The sequence below is a fragment of the Arcobacter sp. CECT 8983 genome (genome assembly GCF_004118855.1).
GTDB lineage: Bacteria > Campylobacterota > Campylobacteria > Campylobacterales > Arcobacteraceae > Halarcobacter.
In genome coordinates this window covers 59,845-83,269 of sequence record NZ_PDKF01000024.1, presented here as the reverse complement: position 1 = coordinate 83,269, position 23,425 = coordinate 59,845, and the positions used below count along the sequence as shown (strand labels likewise).

Below are 23,425 nucleotides of genomic sequence, written 5' to 3'. Positions count from 1 at the left end.
GATAAAATCTCTCTATTATTTATTCGAAATGATAAGGAAAATATATGAAATTAATTTTTTTACTATTTGTAGGAATAGTATTATACTTTATTGCAAAAAACTACAAAACAGAAAAGTTTGAAAATATTAAGTTAAATGTAAAAGAGAAATTTACTGGTGATTTAATGAATCATGAAGCGGGTCTTTTAATAGCTCTTATGGCAAAAGTTGCAAAAGCAGATGGACAAGTAAGTGAACTTGAAGCAGAAATGTTAAAACATACTTTCAATGATATTTCAAGACATTTTGAAAATAGTGAAGATATTAGAGAAAAGCTAAAAGAGATATACCAAAAAGAGAAAGAGAGTTTTGATAATACTATTAATATATGTGAAAAATTATACAAAATAACAAAACATGACTACCAAAAGCGTGTTAAAATAGTAGAATACCTTTTAAACTTGGCATTTATAGATAAAGAGTTTTCACAGACTGAATTTATGATTACAGAAGATATTTCAAATGCTTTACAAGTAAAAAAAGCAGATTTTGAAAATCTTGTTAATAAATTTGAGAGTTTCTATCGAGAACAAAAAGCAAATGAAACTTTATCTTTAGAAAAGGCATATGAAGTTTTAGAAGCAAGTGAAAGTGATGATAATAATATTTTAAAGAAAAAATATAGAAAACTTGTTAAACAACATCATCCAGATATCGTAGCTGGACGAGGGGAAAGCCAAGATATTATTGATGAAGCAACAAGAAAACTTCAAGAAATAAATGAAGCCTATGAAATAATAAAAAAACATAGGGGAATATAAGTGTTAAAAGAGTTTTCTTTGGATTATGAGGTTTGTAACTGTTTGAAAGTTTCTATAAGTGATATTATAGACTCAATTGAAAATAAAAATGTAAAATCTTTGAGAGATTTACAAGAAGTTACAAAAGCTGGAACTGAATGTAGGCATTGTATCTTCTCAGAAGGTGACTTTGGAAAAATTAAAAAGAAAATTTATTGTAAAACTATATTAAATGAGGTATTAAATGGCTAAAAGCTTTCCACACTCTTTTGAAGTATGTAAATGTAAACATGTTACTTTAGGAGAAGTAATACATTCAATTAAAGAAAGAGATGCAAAAAGTATAGAGGAAATAGGTAAACTAACAGATGCAGGTACATGTTGTAAATGTTGTCAAAGTAGTAAAAAAGACTTTGGAACAGAAAAAATGGAATTATATTTAGAAGAAATAGCAAATAAGTTTATAAAATAATGGTAGAACAAGAAACAAAAGAAGAACTAATAAAAGATATTAAATTATTAATATCTACAGATGATGATGACAATGTTGATATTAACCCTAACTTTCTTGAGTATTTTCAAATAGAAGAGTTAGTTTCAATGAAAGAACAATTAATAAAAAGAAAAAATAATATTAGAGAAGATACTTTTGATTATTTAGATGAAATTTATGAAAAAACAAAGGAAGATTCTATATAATAATTATTATCAAAGGATTAAAGTTGATTAATTGGAAAAATATAAAAGAACAATTACAAGAGTTTTTGAAAGAAGAACTTAGTAAAACTGGATTAACTAAAGTTACAGTAGGGCTATCAGGTGGTTTAGACTCTGCAGTTGTTGCAATACTTTGTAAAGAAACTTTTGGTGACAATATGAGTTGTGTGTTAATGCCTTCTCAATTTTCATCTAAAGAGAGTATTGAAGACGCAGTAGAACTTTGTGAGAAATTTAATATAAAATATGAAATAAAATCTATAGCTCCTATGGTAGAAGCTTATATCCAAAATATGGATGAAGATAAGCTTAGAATAGGTAATTTTAGTGCTAGAATGAGAATGTCTGTTTTATATGATACTTCATCAAGAGATAACTCAATAGTAGTAGGTACATCAAATAAAAGTGAACTTTTACTTGGATATGGAACTATTTTTGGTGATATTGCATGTGCAATAAATCCAATTGGAGAAATGTATAAAAGTGATGAATTTGAGTTTGCAAAATTCCTTGGTGTAACAGATTCAATTATAAATAAAAAGCCAAGCGCAGATCTTTGGGAAGGTCAAAGTGATGAAGAGGAACTAGGGTACTCTTATTCACAAATGGATGAAGTATTAAAGTTTTTAGTTGATGAAAATAAAACAAAAGAGGAATTAATTTCTTTAGGTTATGATGAAAAACTAATTGATTTATTAAATTATAGAATGAAAGCAAATGCATTTAAGGGTAAATTACCTGTAATAGCAAAAATAAAATGGAGTTAAAATGAGAGATATACCTTTTTACCAAACATCAATTGCAGAAGAAGAATTAGATCAAATTAAGGCAGTATTAGCACAAGATAAAGATACTAACAAAGTACTTGAATTAGAAGATAATATTTCAAATTTTGTTGGTGCTAAATATGCTGTTGCTACTTGTAATGCTACAGCAGCTATTCACTTAGCTCTTAGTGCAATAAAACTTAAAAGAGGTGATAAGATTTTAATGTCTGTTAACTCTTTTGTTAATGTACCAGAAGTAGTAAGACACTTTGATGCTGAGCCAATTTTTATTGATATCAATACAGAAGATATGAATATCGATGTTAATAAGTTTGAAAAAGCACTTGCTGAAAATAAAACAAAAAAATTAAGAGGTGCTATTATAACTTTTGTTGCAGGTCAAACTCCAGACTTAGACAGAATTTATGATATTGCTCAAGAGTATGGAATTATTCTTATTGAAGATGCTACTTGTGCATTAGGTGTAACATACAATGATGAAACTGTAGGAAGCTTAAGAGCTGATATGACGATTTTTTCTACAAACCCATCAAATGGTAAATATTCTGAAAGTAGATCAGGTATGATTGTTACAAATAATGAAGAGATAGCAGAAAGAGCAAGACTTCTACGAACTCATGCTATTACTACTACATATGATGATTTTGGAAACTTAGACTATATTTATGATGTAGTTGATATTGGACATAAATATGATATCTCTGAATTAGATGCAGCTTTTTCTTTAGCTCAATTAAAAAAGACTAATAAATTTATAAAAAGAAGAAAAGAAATTGCAAAAATCTATAAAGATAGATTATCTGATATTAAACATGTAACTATTCCTCAACATAAAGATGAGCATATTTTTACTCAATTTATTATCAAAATTTCAAGAAATAGAGATGCTTTTGCAAGAGCATTAAAAGAAAGAGGAGTTGCAACTGGATTAAACTATATTCCTTTACATCTTTTATCTTACTATAAAAATAAATACTCTATTAAGATTACTGCATATAGTTCTGCATTAACTTCTTATCAACAAATTTTATCTATTCCTATGTATCCAGGTTTAACTGATGATGAAGTTAATTATATTTGTGATCAAATTATTGAGATTGCAGCTGAGTGGATTTAATTTTTGAGACAAAAAATATTCCTATGGGTTGAAGATTATCTCTTCTTCCCAAATACTTTTCAACAAATAATATCTTTTCTTTTATTACCAATTACTTTTCTTTATATGTTAATTATTGCTTTAAAAAGAGCAAGTTCAAGAACTATAGAGTTTGGTATTCCTGTTATTTCTATTGGAAATATAATTGTAGGTGGAAGTGGTAAAACTCCTTTTACTATTCATTTAGCTAAAAAATATACCGATGTTTGTGTTGTATTAAGAGGATTTGGTAGAGAATCAAAAGGTCTTTATATAATATCAAATAAAGGAGAGATTTTAGAAGATGTAAAAACAAGTGGTGATGAAGCAATGCTTTTAGCAAATAGACTAAAAAATGCAACAGTAATTGTAAGTGAGAACAGAAAAGAAGCTATTTTAAAGGCTAAAGAGTTAGGTTGTAAAATAGTTTTTTTAGATGATGGATTTTCAAAATATGATATTAAAAAGTTTGATATTTTAATAAGACCTAAAGAAGAACCTACAAATATATTTTGTCTTCCAAGTGGTGGATATAGAGAACCTAAAATGGCTTATTCTTATGCTGATTTAGAACTACAAGAAGGAAGAGATTTTAGAAGAGTTGTTTCTTTCTCAAAAGATGATAAGTATGTTGATGTTTTACCTATGAAATTACTTTTATTAACTGCTATTTCTAAGCCAAAAAGACTTTTAGATTTTTTACCAGAAAATACAATAATGGAAGCATTTGAAGATCATCACTCTTTTACTAAAGATGATATTGAAAAAATAAAAGTTAAGTATAAAGATTATTCAATAATTACTACAGAAAAAGATTTTGTAAAATTACAAAAGTTTGATTTAGAAGATGTATATTTAATGAATCTAGAACTTCGTCTAAAAGATGAAAATAAATTAGAAATTATTGAGAATTATATAAATAACTATAAATAATAGTTACGTAGTATATTTAATAAGTTTTTTTCTTAACTCTTTCTCTTCTTTATCTTCTACGTAATCTTCAAGATAATATTCAAATGCACACTCTTTAGCTTTTAAAATAATCTCATGATCTTCTGGGGATAGTTTAATAGCTTTTAAGAAGTACTTGTATGCATAAGCACGATTTTCATCACTTAAGTATAAGTTTGCAATCTTTAAAGCAATATCTGATCTTTTGCTAAGTTTAAAGGCTTTTTTATATGATTTGTAGGCTTCTTCACGCAGTTCAAAATCTTCTGATTTTAGATATGTTTTTGCAAGTTTAACATAGAGTTTACTATTATTTGGGTCTTCTTTAAGCTCTTTTTTTAAGTGAATAATCTTTTCTAAAATCTTTTCTTTTTTGTTCATTTTCATGCTCATATACTATTTAAAATTATTTTATTGATTAATTACTTTATTCTTATTTAAATATATTAGTAATCAAAAATATTATGACTTTGAAAGGTTTTGAATTTTCTCTTTTATCTCAGATATTTTTTGATTAAACTCTACAATAGTTTTATTTAAATTATTAGATTCATGCTTATTATCAGTGAACTTTAACTCTTTAGTAAATGTATCTACTTTACTTTCATACTCATCTAACTTCTTATATAGTTTTTGAAGTTCACTTGCAGGGCTATTTACTGTTTTAGTAGCCTTTTGTCTTGCATCAGGGGATATATCTAGAAAGACACTTGAATCTGTTATATTACTTTTTCTTTCTTCTTTATTTTTAGATATTGTTTTTTCAAAAAGTTCTTTTCTAACTTCTATTCTTTTTTCTCTATTCTTTTTTTTTATTTCATCTAAATAGTTATTTTGAGTAGTATTTGAAATTATCATATTAAACCTTTAAAATAATGTATAAATATATATTAGTCTTAAAATGATTAAAAAAGATTGAAGTGTAACATTTACATAACTAAGGGGGAATCCTTAGTTATTTTATAATATGACCTACAAATTTAGACATATTATTTAAGATTTTTTCACCTCTTCTAAATCCAAGACCAGAAGCTTCGTATGCATAAAAAACTCCTGCTTGATAGTAGTTGCCTTCTTCATCTCTTGGAAGCTCTACAAACTCTTGATAGATAGCTTTATGCCCTTCATAATCTCCTGTTGTTTCAACATCAATAGAACCATCTTCATTTATGATTTTTGTATTTGCTCCTTCTCTTCCAAAACATCTTTTTTCAACTTGTTTTTTATTTTCTAAAGGCTCAAAAGATGTTTCAAGAAGTAGTGGGTGTTCTGGATATAAATCCCATAGTATTTTCATAAAACCTTTTGATTGGAACATTAAAGTATATGCTGGATTAAAAATGATTGCTTTTTTCTCTTTAATTATTTCAGTTAAAAGAAGAGCTAACTCACTTTCATCTATTGCTATATCTTCCCAAGGAATAAGTTTAAACCAAAACTCAAAATTTACATCTTCTTTAAAAATACCATCATCACTAAAGTTAACTTTATCTATAAATTCAAAGTCAGTATTAAATCCAGCTTCCTTTGCTAAATGTTGTAATAGTTTTGTAGTATGTTCATCTTCTGGAAGTCCAGAGATTGATGAGAATAAAATTTTCCATCCAAGTTTAGAGTAATATTCATCAAACTTTTCAATATCACTATCTAGAGTAATTATTCTTTTGAAGTTATCTTTTAATGCATCATACAAATTATTAAATTGGCTAGCTTCATCAAGATTATTTGCTTTAAGTTGTGCCCATTGAATAATAGCAGTTTCAAAAAGAGAAGTTGGAGTATCCGCATTAAACTCAATAAGTTTAATTGGTTTTCCATCAATTCCACCTGCTAAATCAAATCTTGAATATAAATACCAGTGCACATCATTTTCCCAAGACTCTTTAATCATTTCAACAAGATTAAAAGGAATATTAAGTTCATGAAATAGTTCATTTTCAATTACGTATTCACCAGCTTCGCAAAACATATCATAAAGTTCATTTGTAGCTTCATAATAAGCATTTGCCTCATCTTCTGTAATTTGTACTACTTCATTTGCAATATATGAAGTGTTATCTTCATCTGTATGCCAAACAAAACCAATTGATTCTAAGTACTCATTAGTTAAAGGTTGTAATTTTTGTAGTTTCATTATCATCCACCAAATGATCTAGTAGAACCAAATAAACTTTTTGAACTACTTGATGAAGATTTACTTCCAAAAAAACCACTTTTTTTAGAAGAGCTTGATGTAGATTTTGTAGCATTTTTAAATGAACTTTGTGATCTACTATATGTTTGTGGCGATTTGTATTGTGCTTTTCTTTGATTTTGATAGTTTTGATTATTAAATAGTTTATTTCCTAACCAAGAACCAATCATAGCACCTGCAATAGAAGAAAGAAGTACACCTCCTAATCCCATGCCACCATTTGATATTTCTGGATTTGTAAGTGCTGATGTTCCTGCATCAATTTTAGCTTCTTCTTGTTTTACTAAGGCATTAATTTCTTCTTGAGAAAGAATTCTTTCCGTTCCATCTGGTTTTCTTAAAACTATAGTTGTTTTAGAAGCTGGAAACTCATCGGCAATAGCATATCTTCCATCTTTTGATTCTTCAATAATTACAAAAGCACCTTGCTTTTGAGAAGCATTTGTAAAAGCACCATTTTGACCTTGTTGTTGGTTATTATTAGAACCTGAATCAAAGCAACCAGTAAGACCTGTAACTAAAAAAGCTCCAAGTCCACCAACAAGTGCATAGTTAGATAATTTTTTAATATGATTTTTTCTTTTTTCCAAGTTTAAGTCCTTTTGTATATATGTTTATAATAATAAAATTTGATTATGTTACTAAAATTATGCTATATATTTTATGAGTTAAACTTTTACTTATAAAAAACTACTAGAAATATATAAAAATATAATTAGAAAATAAATTGTAACTTTTGTTAGCAAAGAATAAAAGTATAAATCTAATTAATATCAATTTAGCTTTTATTTAAGTCTTTATGTTATTGTTAAATAAATAATATTTTTATTTAAAAAATTTAAAGAATAGATATGAAATATGCTTATTTAAGATTTGTAAATATTACATCAATAATTTTTAAAAATGTAGTATTCATTAATTTTATTAAAGGAGTTTATTATGAAAGGTTTTAAAAATATTGTTGTTGGCTTAGATATTTCTAAGCATAGTACCTATGTACTTCAAAAAGCTTTTACCTTAGCAAAGAAAAATAATTCTAAGGTTACTATAGTGCATGCTATTGATAATAATTGGTTTAGTGAATTATTCTCTACATCAAATTTTGATGAACTTAAAAGTCATGCTATGACAACTATTGATACTCAACTAAGTCATGTAGATACAAAAGAAGTAGAATATGAGATTTTAGTGGATAAAGGTAGTGCTTCAGAACTTGTTGTTAAAGCTGCAAAAGATTTAGATGCATATTTGATCATTATTGGTGCAAATGAAAAAGATCAAGATGAAATTGCTATTTTAGGTTCAACGGCTCATAAAATAGCTCAAAATGGTAGAATCCCAATGATTATTGTAAAAAATCCTTGTGAAGGTGACTATAAAAATATGGTTGCATTTACAGATTTATCAGAAACATCTTATAAGAGTTTAACTTTTGCAAAAAAGTTACTAAATCAAGAACGTATTAAAACTACATATATGTATACACAGATAAGTGAAATAGCAATTAAATATTACAATGAAGATAAAAACAAGCAAAAAATTCAACAAGGTATAAAAGAGAAAGAAAATGCTAGGTTTGGTGATTTTATTGATAAATATGATTTGAAAGATACTGAATTAGTTGAAAGTAATATTGGCGTAAATAGTGGTTTAATGAACTACGTTGAAAAAAATAAAAACGATTTAGTAATTTTAGGTTCAAGGGGAGTTAATAACTCAAACTCATTTATATTTGGTTCTACAACTTCATTTTTGATGGAAAACCTAAAAAGTGATTTATTAATTTATGTACCTTAATAGTAAAGATAGAGTTTAACTCTATCTTTAAATAGTTATATTTCCCTCAAGATATAAAACTGCTTCACCTAAGATAGTTACATTTTTATCATCAACTATACACTTTAAGTCACCACCTCTTTTTGAAGCTTGATAAGCAATTAATTCATTTTTATTTAGTTTTTCAGCCCATAAAGGCGCAGCTCCTGTATGCATAGAACCTGTTACTGGATCTTCAATCCCACCATTAGCTGGCCAAAAATATCTTGTAATAAAATCATATTTTTCTGCTTTTGCAGTTATTGTTACGTCTAGTGGTGCTAGTTTTTTTATTTCTTCTAAATTAACTTCTATATTGTAAATGTCATCTTCTTTTTCATAAACAGCAAAATAAGCTTGTTGGTTAACAAAAACCTCTTTTGGTTTAATTGATAAACCATTTATTAATTCATTAGGAATATCTGAAACAAGAATAGGTTTTCTATTTGGAAATACCATTTTTATATAACCATCATCTAATTGTGTTACATCCATATTTCCTACTGCAGCAGCTTTAAAAGTAACTTTTTTAAAATCATACTTATTAAATAAAATAAATGCAGTTGCTAAAGTTGCATGTCCACAAAAGTCAATTTCTGTTATAGGAGAAAACCATCTTATTTCATAGCTTGAGTCTTCACATCTTTTAGCAAAAGCAGTTTCTGATAAGTTGTTTTCAATTGCAATTTCTTGCATAAGTTCTTCTTCTAACCACTCTTCAAGAATAATTACAGCAGCAGAATTTCCTTTAAATGTTTTATTAGTAAAAGCATCTACTTGATATATTTTTAGATTCATTATTGTCCTTTTAAACCTTTTCTCATAGTTTCTATAATTTTTTCATCAGCTTTTGTATTTGTAAAATATTCAAAGGCTAAAACACCTTGATAAAGTAGCATATCTTCCCCATCTTTTATTTCACAATTATTTTCACGTGCCAAGGCTAAAAATGGTGTTATCTTTCCATATACACAATCAAAAGCGTATAAAGCTTCTTTTAAAATTGGTTCTAAAATCTCTTTATCACAAGGAAGATATTCATCTTTCAATCCTGCACTTGTAGAGTTAACTACAAGGTCGTATTTTTTAGGTTTAAAGTTTTTCCAAGAGTATGAAGTGATATTTTCATTTTTAAAAAACTTTAGTTTTTCTTCACTTCTATTTAAAACTGTTACCTCAATATCTTTTTCTTGTAAGGCTAGAGCAATAGCCTTTGCAGTTCCACCAGCTCCTAAAAGTAGTACATTTTTAACTTCCCCAAAAGACTCAATTGCTTTTAAAAAACCTGGTGCATCTGTGTTGTATGCTATAACTTTTCCATTTTCATTTATATATGTATTTACTGCATGAATTTTTTTTGCGATTCCTCTAACTTCATCAGCATTTTTAAAAGCAAACTCTTTGTGGGGAACAGTTATATTAGCTCCTTGATAATTTTCATCTAAAAATACTTGTTTTATATTATTTCCATCTTCAAGATGATGTTTTTTATAAATACCATTATAATTTAATTTTTTTAATCCTGCATTTTGCATTTGTGGTGATTTTGAATGTTCAACAGGATTTCCAAATATTGCAAATGTTTTTTTGTTATCACTCATAAATATCCTTTGTTATGGGGATTTTAGCTAAAACCTTATTAGAATAGATTAAAATTTAATCTTCAAATAGTAAAATAAGTTTAAGAATAAATAGTAGGAAAAACTATGAAAAAAATTGATTATTTCTTTACAGATAAAAGTGATGGAAATGTTGCATATCATGTTGAAGATAAAAAAGAAAATGTAGATAAAAATAGAGAAAAGCTAGCAAAGAAATATAATTTTGTTTTAAAAAACCTTTTCTATATGAATCAAGTTCATGGAAACAGTGTTCAAATAGTAGATGAAAATTCTCCTAGATTAAAAGATGATTGTGATGGAATAATTACAAATAATAAAAACTTAACTTTAATGGTTATGGTTGCAGATTGTATTCCAATTATTTTTATGGATAAAAACAAAGGTGTAATTGCAGCAGTTCATGCAGGAAGAAATTCTACTTTTCAAAAAATTGTTTCAATAACTGCAAATAAGATGATAAATATATTTTCATGTAAGCCTTCTGATATAGAAGTTGTTATGGGACCATCAATTGGAAAATGTTGTTATGAAGTAAATGAAGAGTTAAAGAAGATAGTTAAAACTACTTTTGGTGAAGAGTTTATAAAAGGTAACAATATTGACTTACAAGGTATAAATACTATGTTACTAAATGATATAGGAATTGTAAATATAAGTTCCTCTAATATATGTACTAAGTGTTCAAATAAACCATATTTTTCATATAGAGTGTATAAAAAGTGTGGTCGCTTTGCTGGTATAGTTACCATAAAATAGGTAATTATGTAAGAATTATGTAAATATCATGTAAAAATCATGTATCTTAAAAATAAATTAATGTTAATAAGCAAAAATTATAATAATTTGAAAAAAATTAAGTTTCGTTTGGTTACAATCACTCTTTAAATTATATAAAGGTTATTAAATGAGTGTAAAAGTAACTAAGACAGAAGCATTAGATTATCATAGAGTGCCAAACCCGGGAAAAGTGGCAATCTCTACAACAACAGAACTATCAACACAAAGGGATTTATCTTTAGCTTATTCTCCAGGTGTAGCATATCCTTGTGAAGAAATAAAAAAAGACCCTGAATTAGCATATGAATATACTGCAAAAAGAAATCTTGTAGCAGTGATTTCAAATGGTACAGCTGTACTAGGACTAGGTGACATTGGTGCACTAGCTTCAAAACCAGTAATGGAAGGTAAAGCTGTATTATTTAAAAAGTTTGCAGCAGTTGATTCTTTTGATATTGAATTAGATGCAACTGACATCGATAAGTTTTGTGAAGCTGTAAAAGCAATTTCTCCTACATTTGGTGGAATTAATTTAGAAGATATTAAAGCACCAGAATGTTTTGAAATTGAAGATAGATTAATTGAGGAATTAAATATTCCTGTTATGCATGATGATCAGCATGGAACGGCAATTATTACAAGTGCTGCATTGATGAATGCAAGTGATATGATGAATAAAAAAGTAGAAGATATGAAAGTAGTTGTAGTTGGTGCTGGTGCATCTGCAATTGCTTGTTCTACTATGTATAAAGAACTAGGTGTAAAAAACTTAATTATGTGTGACTCTAAAGGTGTTATACATAAAGGAAGAAAAGATTTAAATAAATACAAAAAAGCCTTCATGCAAGATGAGCCTATGTCTGTAGAAGAGGCTTTCACTGATGCAGATATGGTTTTAGGTTTATCAAGACCTGGAACATTTACAAAAGAGCATATTGCCTTAATGAGTGAAGAACCAATTGTATTTACATTAGCAAATCCTACTCCTGAACTTTTCCCTGAAGAAGTTAAAGAAGTTAAACCAAAAGCAATAGTTGGAACTGGTAGAAGTGATTTCCCTAATCAAGTAAATAATGTACTTGGTTTCCCATTTATTTTTAGAGGTGCACTTGATGTACAAACAAGAAAAATAAATATGACTATGAAAATGGCTGCTGCAAAAGCTATTGCAGATTTAGCAAAAGAGCCATTGACTGATGAACTTAAAAAAGATTTCGGAGACTTAACTTATGGTAGAGAGTATATTATTCCTGTACCATTTGACAAAAGACTTTTTGTAGAAGTTTCAAGTGCAGTTGCAAATGCAGCTGTAGAAACTGGTGTTGCAAGAGTTAAAGAATTTGATTTAGAAACATATAAAGCTAACTTATCTAAAATGATTTAAAACTTTATTTTGGTATTATTCCATTCTTAAAATAAATTGGAATTAATGGTTTCTCTAGAAGTTAAAACTTCTATTGAAACCTAATACTAGGAACAAAATGAAAGATTATATACTTTTAATTAATACTCATGACTCTAAGGGACTTGTTTACAATGTCTCTAAAATCCTTTTTGCAAATAACTTAAACATAGAAACAAATGCAGAATATGTTGATAAAGATACTAACAAATTTTTTATGAGAACCGTTATTTCAGGAGAAGTAAATAGAGATTTACTTTTAAAAGAGTTAAATGAGGCTTTACCTGCAAATTCAACAATTAGATTAAATAAAAAATCAAAAAAAGATATTGTAATTCTAGCTACTAAAGAGTCTCACGTTTTAGGGGATTTACTTATTAGATATATTGATGGTGAACTTGATGTAAATATCAAAGCTGTAATAGCTAACCATGAATATTTAAAAGATTTAGTAGAAAAATTCGATATTCCATTTCATTGTATTAGTGCTGAAGATATGGATAGAGAAGCCCATGAGGATTTAGTAATTGAACAAATTAAAGAGTATGAACCTGAACTAATTGTGCTTGCAAAATATATGAGAATATTAACACCAAAATTTGTTAATACTTTTCCTCAACAAGTACTAAATATTCATCACTCTTTCTTACCTGCATTTATTGGAGCAAATCCATATAAACAAGCCCATCATAGAGGTGTTAAAATCATTGGTGCAACTGCACATTATGTAACTGATGATTTAGATGAAGGTCCAATTATTTTCCAAGATGTTGTAAATGTTGATCATACTTATTCTTGGCAAGATATGAGAAGAGCAGGGCGAAATGTTGAAAAAATTGTATTATCAAATGCTTTACAATATCTTTTAGAAGATAGAGTATTTGTACATGAAAACAAAACGGTAATTTTATAATGTTTAATATAGTACTTCATGAACCAAGAATTCCAGGTAATGTAGGAACTATAGGAAGACTTGCCTTTGCTTTAAATTGTAAGCTTCACCTTATAAAGCCTTATGGATTTGGAGAGATTACTGAAAAAGAAGTAAGACGAGCAGGGCTTGATTATTGGTTTGATTTAGAAGTATATGAATACGAAAATATAGAAGCTTTTTGGGCAAAACATCCATTAGATGACAGACACTTCTTTGCTACAACTAAAACTGATAAGGTATATTTTGAAGCAGACTTTGAAGAAAATGACTTTTTCTATTTTGGAAGAGAAGATGCAGGACTTCCAGAACATATTTTAAAGAAGAATAAAGAGGGATGTATAACTATTCCTATGACAAACAATGCAAGAAGTTTGAATATAGCAAACTCTGTATCGATTGTGGCTTATGAAGCATTAAGACAAAACTTTAAAGGGCTTAAAAAGAGTTTTTCTTAAGCTTCTTTATAAGCTTTTTTACTGCTTTTAATTTTTTATCTAAATCTTTTTTCTCTTCACAATCATCACATTTTTTGATTTTTTTCTTTAGATTTTTTCTTTTTGTAAAGAGTTTTTCTTTTAACTCTTCTATCTCTTTTTTATTTTCTTTAATCTCTTTATTATCCCATTGAAAAATGGTTTCAAAAGAATCTATTATTTTACTTAACTTCATCTTCTTCTCCTAGTTTTCTTAACTTATTATCTCTAATAAAAAGAGTATTTGCAATTGTTAAAAGATTTGAGCAGATTGTATATGCATTTGAAGTATCATTTATGACTGAAGTTGCCATTTTTGAAGTAATTTTTTCTTCTTTTATTAAAGAATCAATTCTTCCATTATGAATAACATCAAGATTTTGTAAACTCTCTTTATCTACTTGAATTTGTGTAGAAACCTCTAATTCATCAGTTACACTATCACTTTCAAAATCTTTTTTTAATTCGTTTACTTCAAATATAAAAGTAACTATCTCTTTTTTTATAAATTTATATTCTTCTTTTATATTCTCATTTTTACTATTTAGATAAAAGTTAATATTCTTTTGAATATCTCTTGTATCTTTTAGTGTTTGTATAATTATACTTGAGACTTGTTTCAAATCTGTTACATATTTACTTTGTTCTGGAGTCATATTTTGTTGAGAGATTAAAGCATACTCAATAATGTCACTATATAAAGATTTCAATTCTTTTTGATATATATTATCTAAGTTTGTATCTATTTTTGTATATTGATTAACAACTTTTTGAATATCATCTTTAGTATTTAATTGGCTTGTATGAACTGAAAGGGCATGTAAAATAGCACTTTGTGCAAGATCATATAATCTTATTGTTTCTTTTTGAATAGAAACCATGGCATTATATGGAATTTTTATATTAGCTTCTGCAAGATATAATGGCTTAGAACTTTTTTGGTATTTGTCTGAAATAAATCTCTCTGCAAGCTTAACAATATAATTAATAAATGGAAATAGAGCAATAATTCCAAGTAAATTAAATATAGTATGAAATAGTGCTAATTTCATTGTATAGTTGTCGTGTTCTATTCCAAATAGTGGTGAGATTATATCAACTAAATCTTTTAGTATGTATATAAGAACTACCGCAATTAATCCTGTTGAAATATTAAAAATAAAGTGAGCAAAAGCAAGTCTTTTACCATTTTCATTTGAAGTCAAAGAACCTAAAACAGCAGTTACTGTTGTACCAATATTTGCTCCAATTGCTAGTGCTAGGGCATCTATATATAAAATATTTGCTCCTGCTAGGGCAGTAATAATAATAGCCATAGTAGCAGAACTTGATTGAATTACAACAGTTGAAACTGCTCCAATTAAAATATAAATAAAAATACCTAAATATCCACCTACAGAGTAAGCAGCTAAGTCAATTGAGTCTTTTAAAGTATCAAAACCTTCTTTCATGTATGAAATACCTAAGAAGATAAAACCTAAGCCTAAAAGAATATTACCTAAGCCTACATAAGTGTTGTTTTTAGAAAATCTAAAAATCACACCAAAGATAATCATAGGCATAGCATAAACAGATATTTTTAGTTTTAATCCAAAAGAAGAAACAATCCATGCTGTTGTTGTACTACCAAGGTTTGCACCAAAGATAATTGCAATACCTTTTGCTAAAGAGATAAGTTCAACTGATAAAAAAGAGATTACGATTACAGAAATTAATGAAGAACTCTGTACTATAGAAGTTACAATAAATCCTGTTGTTAAAGCTCTTATTTTTGTGCTAGTGAATTTTTCAAGAATCTTTTCTAAAGTTCCTCCTGAAAATAGTTTAAAGCCATCTTCCATAAAGTGCATACCAATTAGGAAAATTGCAATACCAGAAAGAATAATTTTTATGTTCTCTTCAGAGATAACATAAAATGCTGTGATAAGAAGCAATAATATAATTAACGTTTTTTTAACCATTAGTTATTATAATATATTTTTTTATAAAAATAAAGATTTAGGATTATTTTTTGATAAAGATTTTAATTTTAGAAGATGATGAACTTTTTTTAGAGACCTTAGAAGACTTTCTATGTGATGAGGGTTTTACCGTAAAATGTGCAAAAGATGGAGAAGAGGTTTTAGACTACTGTTTTGAAGAAAAATATGATTTATATTTATTAGATATAAATGTTCCAAAAATAAGTGGAATTGAGTTATTAAAAAGACTTAGAGAAGCCAATGATACAACTCCTACTATTTATTTAACTTCTCATAAAGATAAAGAGATGTTAACAAAAGGTTTTTTAAGTGGTTGTGATGATTATTTAAAAAAGCCTGTTGATTTAGATGAATTATTACTTAGAATAAACTCTTTATTAAAAAGAAGTGGTAAATTAAAAAAACAAATAAATTTACCTAATAATATGGTTTTTGATGTAAGAAATAGAAGACTTATAAAAGATGAAAAAGATTTAAACCTTACAAGTAAAGTAATTGACTTACTAGAACTATTTTTAGAACAAAAAGAAGCAATAGTTACCAAAGATATGATCATAAATAGACTTTGGTCTTATAGTGAAGATTATAGTGAAGGTTCTATTAGAGTTTATATCAATAACTTAAAGAAAATATTTGGAAAAGATTCAATTACAAATCTAAAAGGTATAGGATATAAATTTGAACTTTAAAAAAAGAAATTTTTTTATAACAAACTCTATTGTAATAGTATTTGTACTTTTATTGTCTTTATTTTTAAACTACTATCTAACATCAATATTTGGGTTTAATCAAAATACTTTTTTACTTATAACAATTACAGTTTTAATCTTTGGACTTATTTTATATCTGCTTCTTAGTAAATCAATTTTTGAACCACTTTTTAAAAGTGATGAAAATTTACAAAAAACAGTAAAAGAGACTTTACATGAGTTAAACATTCCTATTTCAACTATTAATTTAAATACACAAATGTTAGAAAAAAAAATAGAAGATGAAAAAGCTTTAAAAAGATTGGAAAGAATAAAAAAAGCTTCAAATGAACTGCTAAAGTTATATGAAAATATGGAGTATCAAATTAAAAAAGAGATTGACAAGATTGATATTACAGAGTTTAGTTTAAAAGAGCTTATTAGTAGTAGTTTAGAAAAGTTTACTGATATAAAAAGAGATATTGAAATTAGAGTTGATTTAAAAGAAGATGCTATCTTAAAAAGCGATAAAAATGGTTTTAAAAAAACTATAGATAATCTTTTATCAAATGCTTTAAAATATAATATTAAAAAAGATGGACTTGTTGAAATCTCTTTTGAAGATACAAAGCTAATAGTTTTTAATACTGGAAAAGAGATTGATACGAAAAATTTGTTTATTATTTTTGAAAAATATTTTCAAGAAAATAGTGAGAAAGAAGGTTTTGGTTTAGGGCTTTCTATAGTAAAAGAGTTTTGTGACAAAAATTTTATTACTATTAAGATAGAACCTATTGAAAATGGCAATAAATTTATTTTAGATTTAAAGAATATAATATCAAAAAAGTAAAATTTAACATTTATTTAACAATTATTTAATAATTAATTAACAAATCTAATTTATTATTCTAATAAAATTTTAAGGATAATAATGAAAATTAGATTGTCGCTATGTGCTTTAGCATGTATTTCTACTATATCATACTCAGATGTTTATAATTTAGAAAAGGTTTTAGTTTCTAGTACTACATCATTTGGTGAAGAAAAAAACATTGATGATATCCAAGCAAGTGTACAAGTACTTAATAAAAAAACAATTGAAAAAACATATGCGAGAAGTGTTCCTCAATTATTAAATAATAAAGTCTTAGGTTTGAATATAAAAGATGCAGGTAGTACTTCTTCTATATCAATAAGAGGATTTGATAGTTCACATACTTTGATTTTAATAGATGGATTAAGAAGAACAGGTAAATATGGTTCTTTTGATTTAACATCAATTCAACTTGAAGATATTGAAAGAATAGAAGTAGTTAGAGGACCTATGTCAACACTTTATGGTGCTGATGCTATAGCGGGTGTTATAAATATTATTACAAAAAAAGAAAAGCAAAAAGATTATAATAAGTTAACTTTTTTATCTGGTATAAATCAAACTGGTCAAAGAGATACATATATTACAAAGTTTAGCGGAGCAAAAACTTTTGGAGATGTAACACATAACTATGCTTTAGAAATGAGAAAAAAAGAAGATTTTAAAGAAGATAAAAGTCAAGTTAGTACAGATTTAAAAAAAGAGTCAAGAAAATTTTTAAACTATGGACATACAATTAAGATTAATGATAATAGCATTCTTACAAATAAATTAGAATATGCAAATCAAAATGATAAAGGTATTAATACATCAGCTAATGAAACATATGAAAAAGAAAAAAGATATCAAGCAACAAGTAATTATAAATATACAGGTGAAGAGTTCATATACGATACAAGTTTAAGTTATGGGAAAAGTGACACTGAAGTAAATAGAGGGACAGGAAAAGAAACTACTAATTATAAACAGTTAGAGTTTAATAATTATTTTAGACATTTTACTACAGATAACAGTACAAATATCTTAGGGTTCGGATATAAAAAAGATGATATTGAAGTATCTATGTATACTAAAGATGCTACAAGAGATAACTATTTTGCTTTACTTCAAAATGAATATAATATTACAGACAATTTAACAACAAATATAGGTGTTAGATATGACGATTTTAGTGATTTTGGAAGTACAGTAAACCCAAAATTATCAATTATGTATAAATATGATAATTTTACTTTTAGAACAGGATATGGAGAAGCATTTAAAGCACCTAGCTTTACGAATATGTATAGCCATTTTACTAGATCAAGAGGACCGTTTGTTTCAGATATTTCAGGTAATAAAGACTTAGAACCCGAAGAGTCAAAAACTTATGAGTTTGCAATTGCATATAATAAAGATAATTTAGACTTAAAAATAGTTCATCATCGATCTGAGTTAAAAAATTTAATTAATTCATATGTTGCTAATACGTCTGGATTTACTTCATATTACACATACCAAAATATTGATAAATCAGAAATAAATGGTACAGAACTTTCTTTATCATATAACTTTCAAAATGGTTTTAAATTTAATACTGGATTAGAATTTCTAGATGCTAAAGATAAAACAACAAATGAAAGATTAACAGGTAGTGCTAAAACTACTTGGAAAACTAATCTTTCATATGAAATTAATAAATTTGGAGCATATTTAGATATAAAAAGATACATGAATTACTACGATCAGGATGAAAATAGAGTTAATGTTGATAGTAATTATACTAGTGCAGATATAAAGTTTGATTATAAATTAAATAATGATGTTTCTTTATTCTTAGGTATTGATAATTTAACAAATAATACTATGCCATATAATATGACTTCAAGAGGTACTCCTAATGACCCTGGAGAAAGATATTATTACACTGGCATAACTATAAACTTTTAGTTTATAAAAAGTATTTATTATGAATAAAATTATTAAAAAAGATGGAAATGATATTTTTTCAATATCATTTCTTGCTTTTATATTTAAAAATAAAAGCTTTCTTTTGATTTTTAGAACAATTATGTTATTTTTGTTTATCTATGCAATATATTTTGGTTTTGTTTATCCAACTAAACTAGAAAACAAGTTTACCACAGGCCTTTTTTGGGGACTGTTTTGGCCATTTTTTATGGTAATTACTTTAGCTAGTTTGGGTAGAGTTTTTTGTGGTATTTGTCCTCATGGTTTTTTAGGAAAATATATATCAAAATATGGATTAAATAAAAAAATGCCAGAGGTATTAAAAAATCCTTTTATTGGTTTATCAATCTTAATTATAGGATATTGGCTTTTAATATTTTCATTTCCAGGTATTTATAGAACACCTTTAAATACTGCATTATTTTTCTTTATATTAACTATACTTTCATTTGTTGTTTTTTTTATTTATAAAGATATGGCTTATTGCAAATATATTTGCCCTTTAGGTAGTGTAACAAAAGCCTTTTCAAAAGTAAGCTTTACAAAATTGGAAACATATAAAGAAGGTTGTTCTTCATGTGAAAGTTTTGATTGCGCTAATGCATGTGCTTATAATTTAAAACCTTTTACTTTTGCTAAGAAGAAAACAATGGAGGATTGCACTTTATGTATGGATTGTGCAGTTTCTTGTCAGAATGTTGCTTTCAAAATTAAAAAACCTTCTCATATGTTATTCGAAAAATTTAAAATACAAAAAATTGAAATTTGGACAATTATATTATTAACTGCAATTTTATCTTTTGCAATAAATTTTAGCCATGCATTAAATAGAACCGCAATTGCAGACAATTTTATTTGGATGAAGTCAGCTAATTATTTTAGTACTCTTCTTGATACAAATATTAATTTAGGTAGTTTTTTTGCTTTTTCTTATGCAATATTTTTTGTAATAATTGCAAGTAGGGGTGGAATGTTTATTGCTTCAAAGATTTTAAAAGTTGATTATGAAAAAACTTTTTATACTTTAGGTTATGCTTTTGCTCCTTTATTTATCATTGGTGGATTATCTCATGTTATTGAGTTTTTCTTTTTACATTATGCTTCAAATATAGTAAATGGCTTTATTCAAGCCTTTTCTTTAAATTTTAACTATATAGAACCACTTGCTACAAGAAGGGACTCATGGCTACATATATTCAAAATGTTTAATCATCTTGCATATATTTGGGCATTTATTATTATGATTGCTAGAATAAAACTTTTAGATTCAACAAAACTTAGAAAAGTATTTGCATATCCTTTTGCTTCAGCACTTATAATCTTTTATATGGGGTTAAATTTTTACACAGGTTATGTATTTAAAACATATGGAGCACAAAAAAGAGCAGAGCACAATCATATACAACATCAAAAGCAAACAAACAATCACTCTTCTTTAAATATAGTGATAATAAAACAAGAGAATAAGGGATAGACTTATGAATATCGAATTATTAAAAAATCTAGTTGATTATGGTGTGATTGCTTTACTTGTAGTTATGAGTTTTATTGCAGTTATGTTTTTTATAGAAAGAGTTCTTTTTTACAGAAAACTTGATGTAAAAAAATATGAATCAAAAAAGAAATTAGAAGTAGCCTTGACAAAAAACTTAACTTTTATAGGAACTATTGCATCAAACTCTCCATATATTGGTTTACTTGGAACAGTTCTTGCAATCATGCTTACTTTTATAACTATGAGTGAAGGAAATATTGAAGCAACTAAGATTATGGCTTCTTTAGCCCTTGCACTTAAAGCAACAGCAATAGGACTTGTTGTAGCAATTATATCAATGATTTTTTATAATATTTTATCAAGATATGCAGAGGTTTTAGAAAGTAGCTATGAAGATTAAAAAGTTTGATTCAATTAATGTAATTCCTTTTATTGATGTATTATTAGTTCTTTTAGCAATAGTTTTGATGACTTCAACTTTTATTGCTAAAGGAGTTATCCCTGTATCTTTACCTGAGACTAAAAGTGCTAAAAAACTAAAAGAGAATAAAGAGTTTACAATCTATATTGATGCACAGAATTTTTATTATGTAAATAAAAAGAAAATCACTTTTGAAAACTTAGAAGAAGAGCTTTTAAAATTAAACTATGACTCTTTAATCTTAATACGAAGTGATAAAGAGGCTGATTTTAATAGTTTTGTTAAAGTGTTGGACTTTTTAAAGTCAAAAGATTTTTTAAATATATCTATAGTGACCCAAAATGAGTAGATACTTTTCATCTTTTTTTATTACAACTATACTTTATACAGCTTTATTTGGAGCAATTTTGTTTAGCTTTAATGAGTTTAAAGTTGTAGATAAAAAAGTAGATGAGAAAAAAATCTCTTTAAACTTTGTAAATATTGAAAAGCAAAAAAAGCAAGTAAAACAAATAAAAGAAGAGAAAAAGCCTGAAAAAGAAGTTATTAAAAAACAGAAGAAAAAGAAGCCTGTAAAAAAACAAAAAAAGAAAGTTATATCAAAACCTAAAAGAGTAGTAAAACAAGAAATACAAAAAGAAAAAATCAAAAAAGAAACTACTTCTTCAAAGAAAGTTCAAGAAAAAAAAGAAAAAAAAGAGATTTTAGAAAAAAAAGTATATAACTATGAACAAGAATTTTTACATAAAAACTTATTGCTTATTCAAAAAGAGATACAAAAGCATATAAAATATTCATCAAGAGCAAAAAGGTTAAATATTCAAGGGGAAGTTTTAGTAAAGTTTAGATTATCTAAAAGTGGAATTTTAGGTGAAATAGAAACAATAAAAGGACACAGGCTTCTTAGAAAAAGTACTATAAAAGCTATTTATGAAGCTTCAGCATATTTCCCGAAAGTAAGTAAAGAGGTAACTATAAAACTTCCAATTATTTATAAGCTTATATAAAAAACTTATTTTTTATTTTTAGTTCAAGTTCTTCAATTGTTTCAATAGCATCTTTTGTGTGATTTGAAAATCCCCAGTTAACTAAAACAGAATCTACTCCTGCTTTTGATGCAGCCATGATATCTTTGTGTGAATCACCTATAACTTGTGCTTTTGTATTTTGTATCTTATGTGTTTCTAGGATTTTATTAATCATTTCAGGATGTGGTTTTGGATTTTTAACATTATTAAAACCTAGTATGGTATTAAAATAGTGTCCAATTTCTAAGTGATCAAGCATTTTTCTAGCAAAAATAGAGTTTGCATTTGTTGCAACAGTAAGCGTAAACTCAGAACTTAAATCATCAATCAATTTTTTAATTCCAGCATAAAGTTCTAAACCGTTTAAACAATTTGCATCATAATAATCTTCAAAGAGTTTTTGTTGTTCTAAAGTAAATTTAGAAGTACCATAGAAAAACTGGGCAGCATTTATTTTAGGATCGTTTACACTCTCTAAGATAATATTTTTTTCAAGTGTTTCAAGTCCAAGATTTTCTCTTACATAATTGATCGTATTTACTAATGGGGCACTACTATTTATTAGTGTACCATCCATATCAAACATTATTAATGCCATGAAGTTCCTATATATTTAAATAAATTTTTTATATTTTAGTTTATACCCATGACCATAAATAGATTCAAATATTTCACAACTAAGTTTATTTTTTAATCTTGAAACTAGGTTTCTAACTCTTTTATTTGTATCACTAAATTCATTAAAAATATAGTTATCTATTTCATCATAAGTCTTTAATGAACCTTTTGACTTTATGAATAGTTTAAATAATTTTGTTTCATTTTTAGTAAGTTTTATTGCTTCTTCATCTTTGTATAGAGTTTGTTCTTGATTATTCCAAATAAAATCATCATGAAGATGTGTAATATGTTCATTTGTAGGTATAAGTTTATTTTTTTCTATAATATTCATCAATGAATTTGATATTTGCTCTATATTATATGGTTTTAGAATATAGCCATCAATTCCTGCATTTATTGATTTTAAAAAGTAATCAGTATTACTGTGTGCTGAAAATATTAAAATAGGGATATCACTATCAAACTCTCTAATAGCAGTAATCATTGAAATACCATCTCTTTGTGGCATTTCTATATCAGTAATAATTAAGTCATATGAAGTAGATTCAAATTTGTTATTTTTTTGAAATTCTTCTAATCCTTGTTGTCCATCATTTGCTACAACTATATCATCAAAAAAAATTTGAAGCATTTTTAGAGTTTGTTCTCTAACATCTTCATTATCTTCTATGTAAAGTAATCGTAAATTCTTTGTTGATTTTATAATATCTTGAAGATTATCTTGATTCATTTTATAATTATCCTTCTAAAGGATGATTATAGTCTGTTTTATATTTTA

At 26.4% G+C, this 23,425-nt stretch carries 29 protein-coding genes; 19 read left to right on the top strand and 10 right to left on the bottom strand.

Annotated features, from left to right (window positions below):
• Positions 1–44 precede the first annotated feature (44 nt).
• Genes CRV01_RS13400 through CRV01_RS13370 form a run of 7 tightly spaced genes read left to right on the top strand, consistent with a single transcriptional unit; the run spans position 45 to position 4,352 of the window.
• The gene (locus CRV01_RS13400) at positions 45–800 is read left to right on the top strand and encodes a TerB family tellurite resistance protein (protein WP_129008918.1); all 756 of its coding nucleotides are present in this window, start codon (positions 45–47) and stop codon (positions 798–800) included.
• On the top strand, positions 801–1,031 hold the full coding sequence (locus CRV01_RS13395) for a (2Fe-2S)-binding protein (protein ID WP_129008916.1): 231 nt from the start codon (positions 801–803) through the stop codon (positions 1,029–1,031). It abuts the gene before it with no gap.
• Positions 1,024–1,251 carry a (2Fe-2S)-binding protein gene (locus tag CRV01_RS13390; protein WP_129008914.1) on the top strand — a complete coding sequence of 76 codons (228 nt, stop codon included), beginning with the start codon at positions 1,024–1,026 and terminating at the stop codon, positions 1,249–1,251. The genes CRV01_RS13395 and CRV01_RS13390 overlap by 8 nt, the downstream gene beginning before the upstream one ends.
• Complete coding sequence (locus CRV01_RS13385) at positions 1,251–1,478, top strand: hypothetical protein (RefSeq protein WP_129008912.1); 228 nt, start codon at positions 1,251–1,253, stop codon at positions 1,476–1,478. Before CRV01_RS13390 ends, CRV01_RS13385 begins: the two co-directional genes overlap by 1 nt.
• A gap of 23 nt (positions 1,479–1,501) precedes the next feature.
• Positions 1,502–2,263 (top strand): NAD+ synthase, encoded by a 762-nt coding sequence (locus CRV01_RS13380; RefSeq protein ID WP_129008910.1) that lies wholly within the window; start codon positions 1,502–1,504, stop codon positions 2,261–2,263.
• Between the two features lies 1 nt (position 2,264).
• A complete protein-coding gene (locus CRV01_RS13375; protein ID WP_129008908.1) occupies positions 2,265–3,401 on the top strand; it encodes a DegT/DnrJ/EryC1/StrS aminotransferase family protein in 1,137 nt (378 codons plus the stop codon).
• A gap of 3 nt (positions 3,402–3,404) precedes the next feature.
• A complete protein-coding gene (locus CRV01_RS13370; RefSeq protein ID WP_129008906.1) occupies positions 3,405–4,352 on the top strand; it encodes a tetraacyldisaccharide 4'-kinase in 948 nt (315 codons plus the stop codon).
• A gap of 3 nt (positions 4,353–4,355) precedes the next feature.
• Here the strand turns inward: CRV01_RS13370 and CRV01_RS13365 are convergent, their stop codons facing one another.
• The 4 genes from CRV01_RS13365 to CRV01_RS13350 all read right to left on the bottom strand — a co-directional run bounded on the left by CRV01_RS13365 (position 4,356) and on the right by CRV01_RS13350 (position 7,154).
• Complete coding sequence (locus CRV01_RS13365; protein ID WP_164970067.1) at positions 4,356–4,751, bottom strand: hypothetical protein; 396 nt, start codon at positions 4,749–4,751, stop codon at positions 4,356–4,358.
• An 81-nt stretch (positions 4,752–4,832) separates the two neighbouring features.
• Complete coding sequence (locus CRV01_RS13360; RefSeq protein WP_129008902.1) at positions 4,833–5,228, bottom strand: hypothetical protein; 396 nt, start codon at positions 5,226–5,228, stop codon at positions 4,833–4,835.
• Between the two features lie 97 nt (positions 5,229–5,325).
• Positions 5,326–6,504 (bottom strand): glutathionylspermidine synthase family protein, encoded by a 1,179-nt coding sequence (locus tag CRV01_RS13355; protein ID WP_129008900.1) that lies wholly within the window; start codon positions 6,502–6,504, stop codon positions 5,326–5,328.
• A gap of 2 nt (positions 6,505–6,506) precedes the next feature.
• Positions 6,507–7,154 (bottom strand): UPF0323 family lipoprotein, encoded by a 648-nt coding sequence (locus tag CRV01_RS13350; RefSeq protein ID WP_129008898.1) that lies wholly within the window; start codon positions 7,152–7,154, stop codon positions 6,507–6,509.
• Positions 7,155–7,503: 349 nt separating this feature from the next.
• On the opposite strand from CRV01_RS13350, the gene CRV01_RS13345 reads away from it, so the two are divergent.
• Positions 7,504–8,361, top strand: coding sequence for a universal stress protein (locus CRV01_RS13345; protein WP_129008896.1), 858 nt, complete (start codon positions 7,504–7,506; stop codon positions 8,359–8,361).
• A gap of 27 nt (positions 8,362–8,388) precedes the next feature.
• On the opposite strand, the gene CRV01_RS13340 is transcribed toward CRV01_RS13345, so the two are convergent.
• A complete protein-coding gene (locus tag CRV01_RS13340) occupies positions 8,389–9,177 on the bottom strand; it encodes a PhzF family phenazine biosynthesis protein (RefSeq protein WP_129008894.1) in 789 nt (262 codons plus the stop codon).
• Complete coding sequence (locus tag CRV01_RS13335) at positions 9,177–9,980, bottom strand: shikimate dehydrogenase (protein WP_129008892.1); 804 nt, start codon at positions 9,978–9,980, stop codon at positions 9,177–9,179. Before CRV01_RS13335 ends, CRV01_RS13340 begins: the two co-directional genes overlap by 1 nt.
• A gap of 105 nt (positions 9,981–10,085) precedes the next feature.
• Here CRV01_RS13335 and pgeF point away from each other — a divergent pair, with 105 nt between their 5' ends.
• The 4 genes from pgeF (at position 10,086) to CRV01_RS13315 (ending at position 13,569) form a co-directional block, all read left to right on the top strand.
• On the top strand, positions 10,086–10,757 hold the full coding sequence (gene pgeF / locus CRV01_RS13330) for a peptidoglycan editing factor PgeF (RefSeq protein ID WP_129008890.1): 672 nt from the start codon (positions 10,086–10,088) through the stop codon (positions 10,755–10,757).
• A gap of 148 nt (positions 10,758–10,905) precedes the next feature.
• Positions 10,906–12,162: a malic enzyme-like NAD(P)-binding protein gene (locus CRV01_RS13325; RefSeq protein ID WP_129008888.1), complete on the top strand. Its 1,257-nt coding sequence runs from the start codon at positions 10,906–10,908 to the stop codon at positions 12,160–12,162.
• Between the two features lie 97 nt (positions 12,163–12,259).
• A complete protein-coding gene (gene purU, locus CRV01_RS13320) occupies positions 12,260–13,093 on the top strand; it encodes a formyltetrahydrofolate deformylase (RefSeq protein WP_129008886.1) in 834 nt (277 codons plus the stop codon).
• On the top strand, positions 13,093–13,569 hold the full coding sequence (locus CRV01_RS13315) for a tRNA (cytidine(34)-2'-O)-methyltransferase (protein WP_129008884.1): 477 nt from the start codon (positions 13,093–13,095) through the stop codon (positions 13,567–13,569). Before purU ends, CRV01_RS13315 begins: the two co-directional genes overlap by 1 nt.
• On the opposite strand, the gene CRV01_RS13310 is transcribed toward CRV01_RS13315, so the two are convergent.
• Together CRV01_RS13310 and CRV01_RS13305 are read right to left on the bottom strand one after the other, a co-directional pair.
• Positions 13,550–13,783, bottom strand: a complete 234-nt coding sequence (locus CRV01_RS13310) for a hypothetical protein (protein ID WP_129008882.1) — start codon at positions 13,781–13,783, stop codon at positions 13,550–13,552. The genes CRV01_RS13315 and CRV01_RS13310 overlap by 20 nt on opposite strands.
• A complete protein-coding gene (locus tag CRV01_RS13305) occupies positions 13,770–15,548 on the bottom strand; it encodes a Na/Pi cotransporter family protein (protein ID WP_129008879.1) in 1,779 nt (592 codons plus the stop codon). The genes CRV01_RS13310 and CRV01_RS13305 overlap by 14 nt, the downstream gene beginning before the upstream one ends.
• A gap of 50 nt (positions 15,549–15,598) precedes the next feature.
• Here CRV01_RS13305 and CRV01_RS13300 point away from each other — a divergent pair, with 50 nt between their 5' ends.
• From CRV01_RS13300 to CRV01_RS13270, 7 genes are all read left to right on the top strand, one after another.
• Positions 15,599–16,258, top strand: coding sequence for a response regulator transcription factor (locus CRV01_RS13300; protein ID WP_129008877.1), 660 nt, complete (start codon positions 15,599–15,601; stop codon positions 16,256–16,258).
• Positions 16,248–17,108 carry a HAMP domain-containing sensor histidine kinase gene (locus tag CRV01_RS13295; protein WP_129008875.1) on the top strand — a complete coding sequence of 287 codons (861 nt, stop codon included), beginning with the start codon at positions 16,248–16,250 and terminating at the stop codon, positions 17,106–17,108. The genes CRV01_RS13300 and CRV01_RS13295 overlap by 11 nt, the downstream gene beginning before the upstream one ends.
• Before the next feature lie 81 nt (positions 17,109–17,189).
• Positions 17,190–19,061, top strand: a complete 1,872-nt coding sequence (locus CRV01_RS13290; RefSeq protein ID WP_129008872.1) for a TonB-dependent siderophore receptor — start codon at positions 17,190–17,192, stop codon at positions 19,059–19,061.
• Positions 19,062–19,080: 19 nt separating this feature from the next.
• Entirely contained in the window at positions 19,081–20,556 is a 1,476-nt protein-coding gene (locus CRV01_RS13285) for a 4Fe-4S binding protein (RefSeq protein ID WP_129008871.1), read from the top strand.
• Positions 20,557–20,560: 4 nt separating this feature from the next.
• Positions 20,561–20,977 (top strand): TonB-system energizer ExbB, encoded by a 417-nt coding sequence (exbB, locus tag CRV01_RS13280; protein WP_129008869.1) that lies wholly within the window; start codon positions 20,561–20,563, stop codon positions 20,975–20,977.
• The gene (gene exbD / locus CRV01_RS13275) at positions 20,967–21,347 is read left to right on the top strand and encodes a TonB system transport protein ExbD (RefSeq protein WP_129008867.1); all 381 of its coding nucleotides are present in this window, start codon (positions 20,967–20,969) and stop codon (positions 21,345–21,347) included. Before exbB ends, exbD begins: the two co-directional genes overlap by 11 nt.
• A complete protein-coding gene (locus CRV01_RS13270) occupies positions 21,340–22,005 on the top strand; it encodes an energy transducer TonB (RefSeq protein ID WP_129008864.1) in 666 nt (221 codons plus the stop codon). The genes exbD and CRV01_RS13270 overlap by 8 nt, the downstream gene beginning before the upstream one ends.
• Here CRV01_RS13270 and CRV01_RS13265 read toward each other — a convergent pair.
• Together CRV01_RS13265 and CRV01_RS13260 are read right to left on the bottom strand one after the other, a co-directional pair.
• Positions 21,998–22,624, bottom strand: coding sequence for an HAD family hydrolase (locus CRV01_RS13265; protein WP_129008862.1), 627 nt, complete (start codon positions 22,622–22,624; stop codon positions 21,998–22,000). The genes CRV01_RS13270 and CRV01_RS13265 overlap by 8 nt on opposite strands.
• A 15-nt stretch (positions 22,625–22,639) precedes the next feature.
• Positions 22,640–23,377, bottom strand: a complete 738-nt coding sequence (locus CRV01_RS13260; RefSeq protein WP_129008860.1) for a response regulator transcription factor — start codon at positions 23,375–23,377, stop codon at positions 22,640–22,642.
• Positions 23,378–23,425 lie beyond the last annotated feature (48 nt).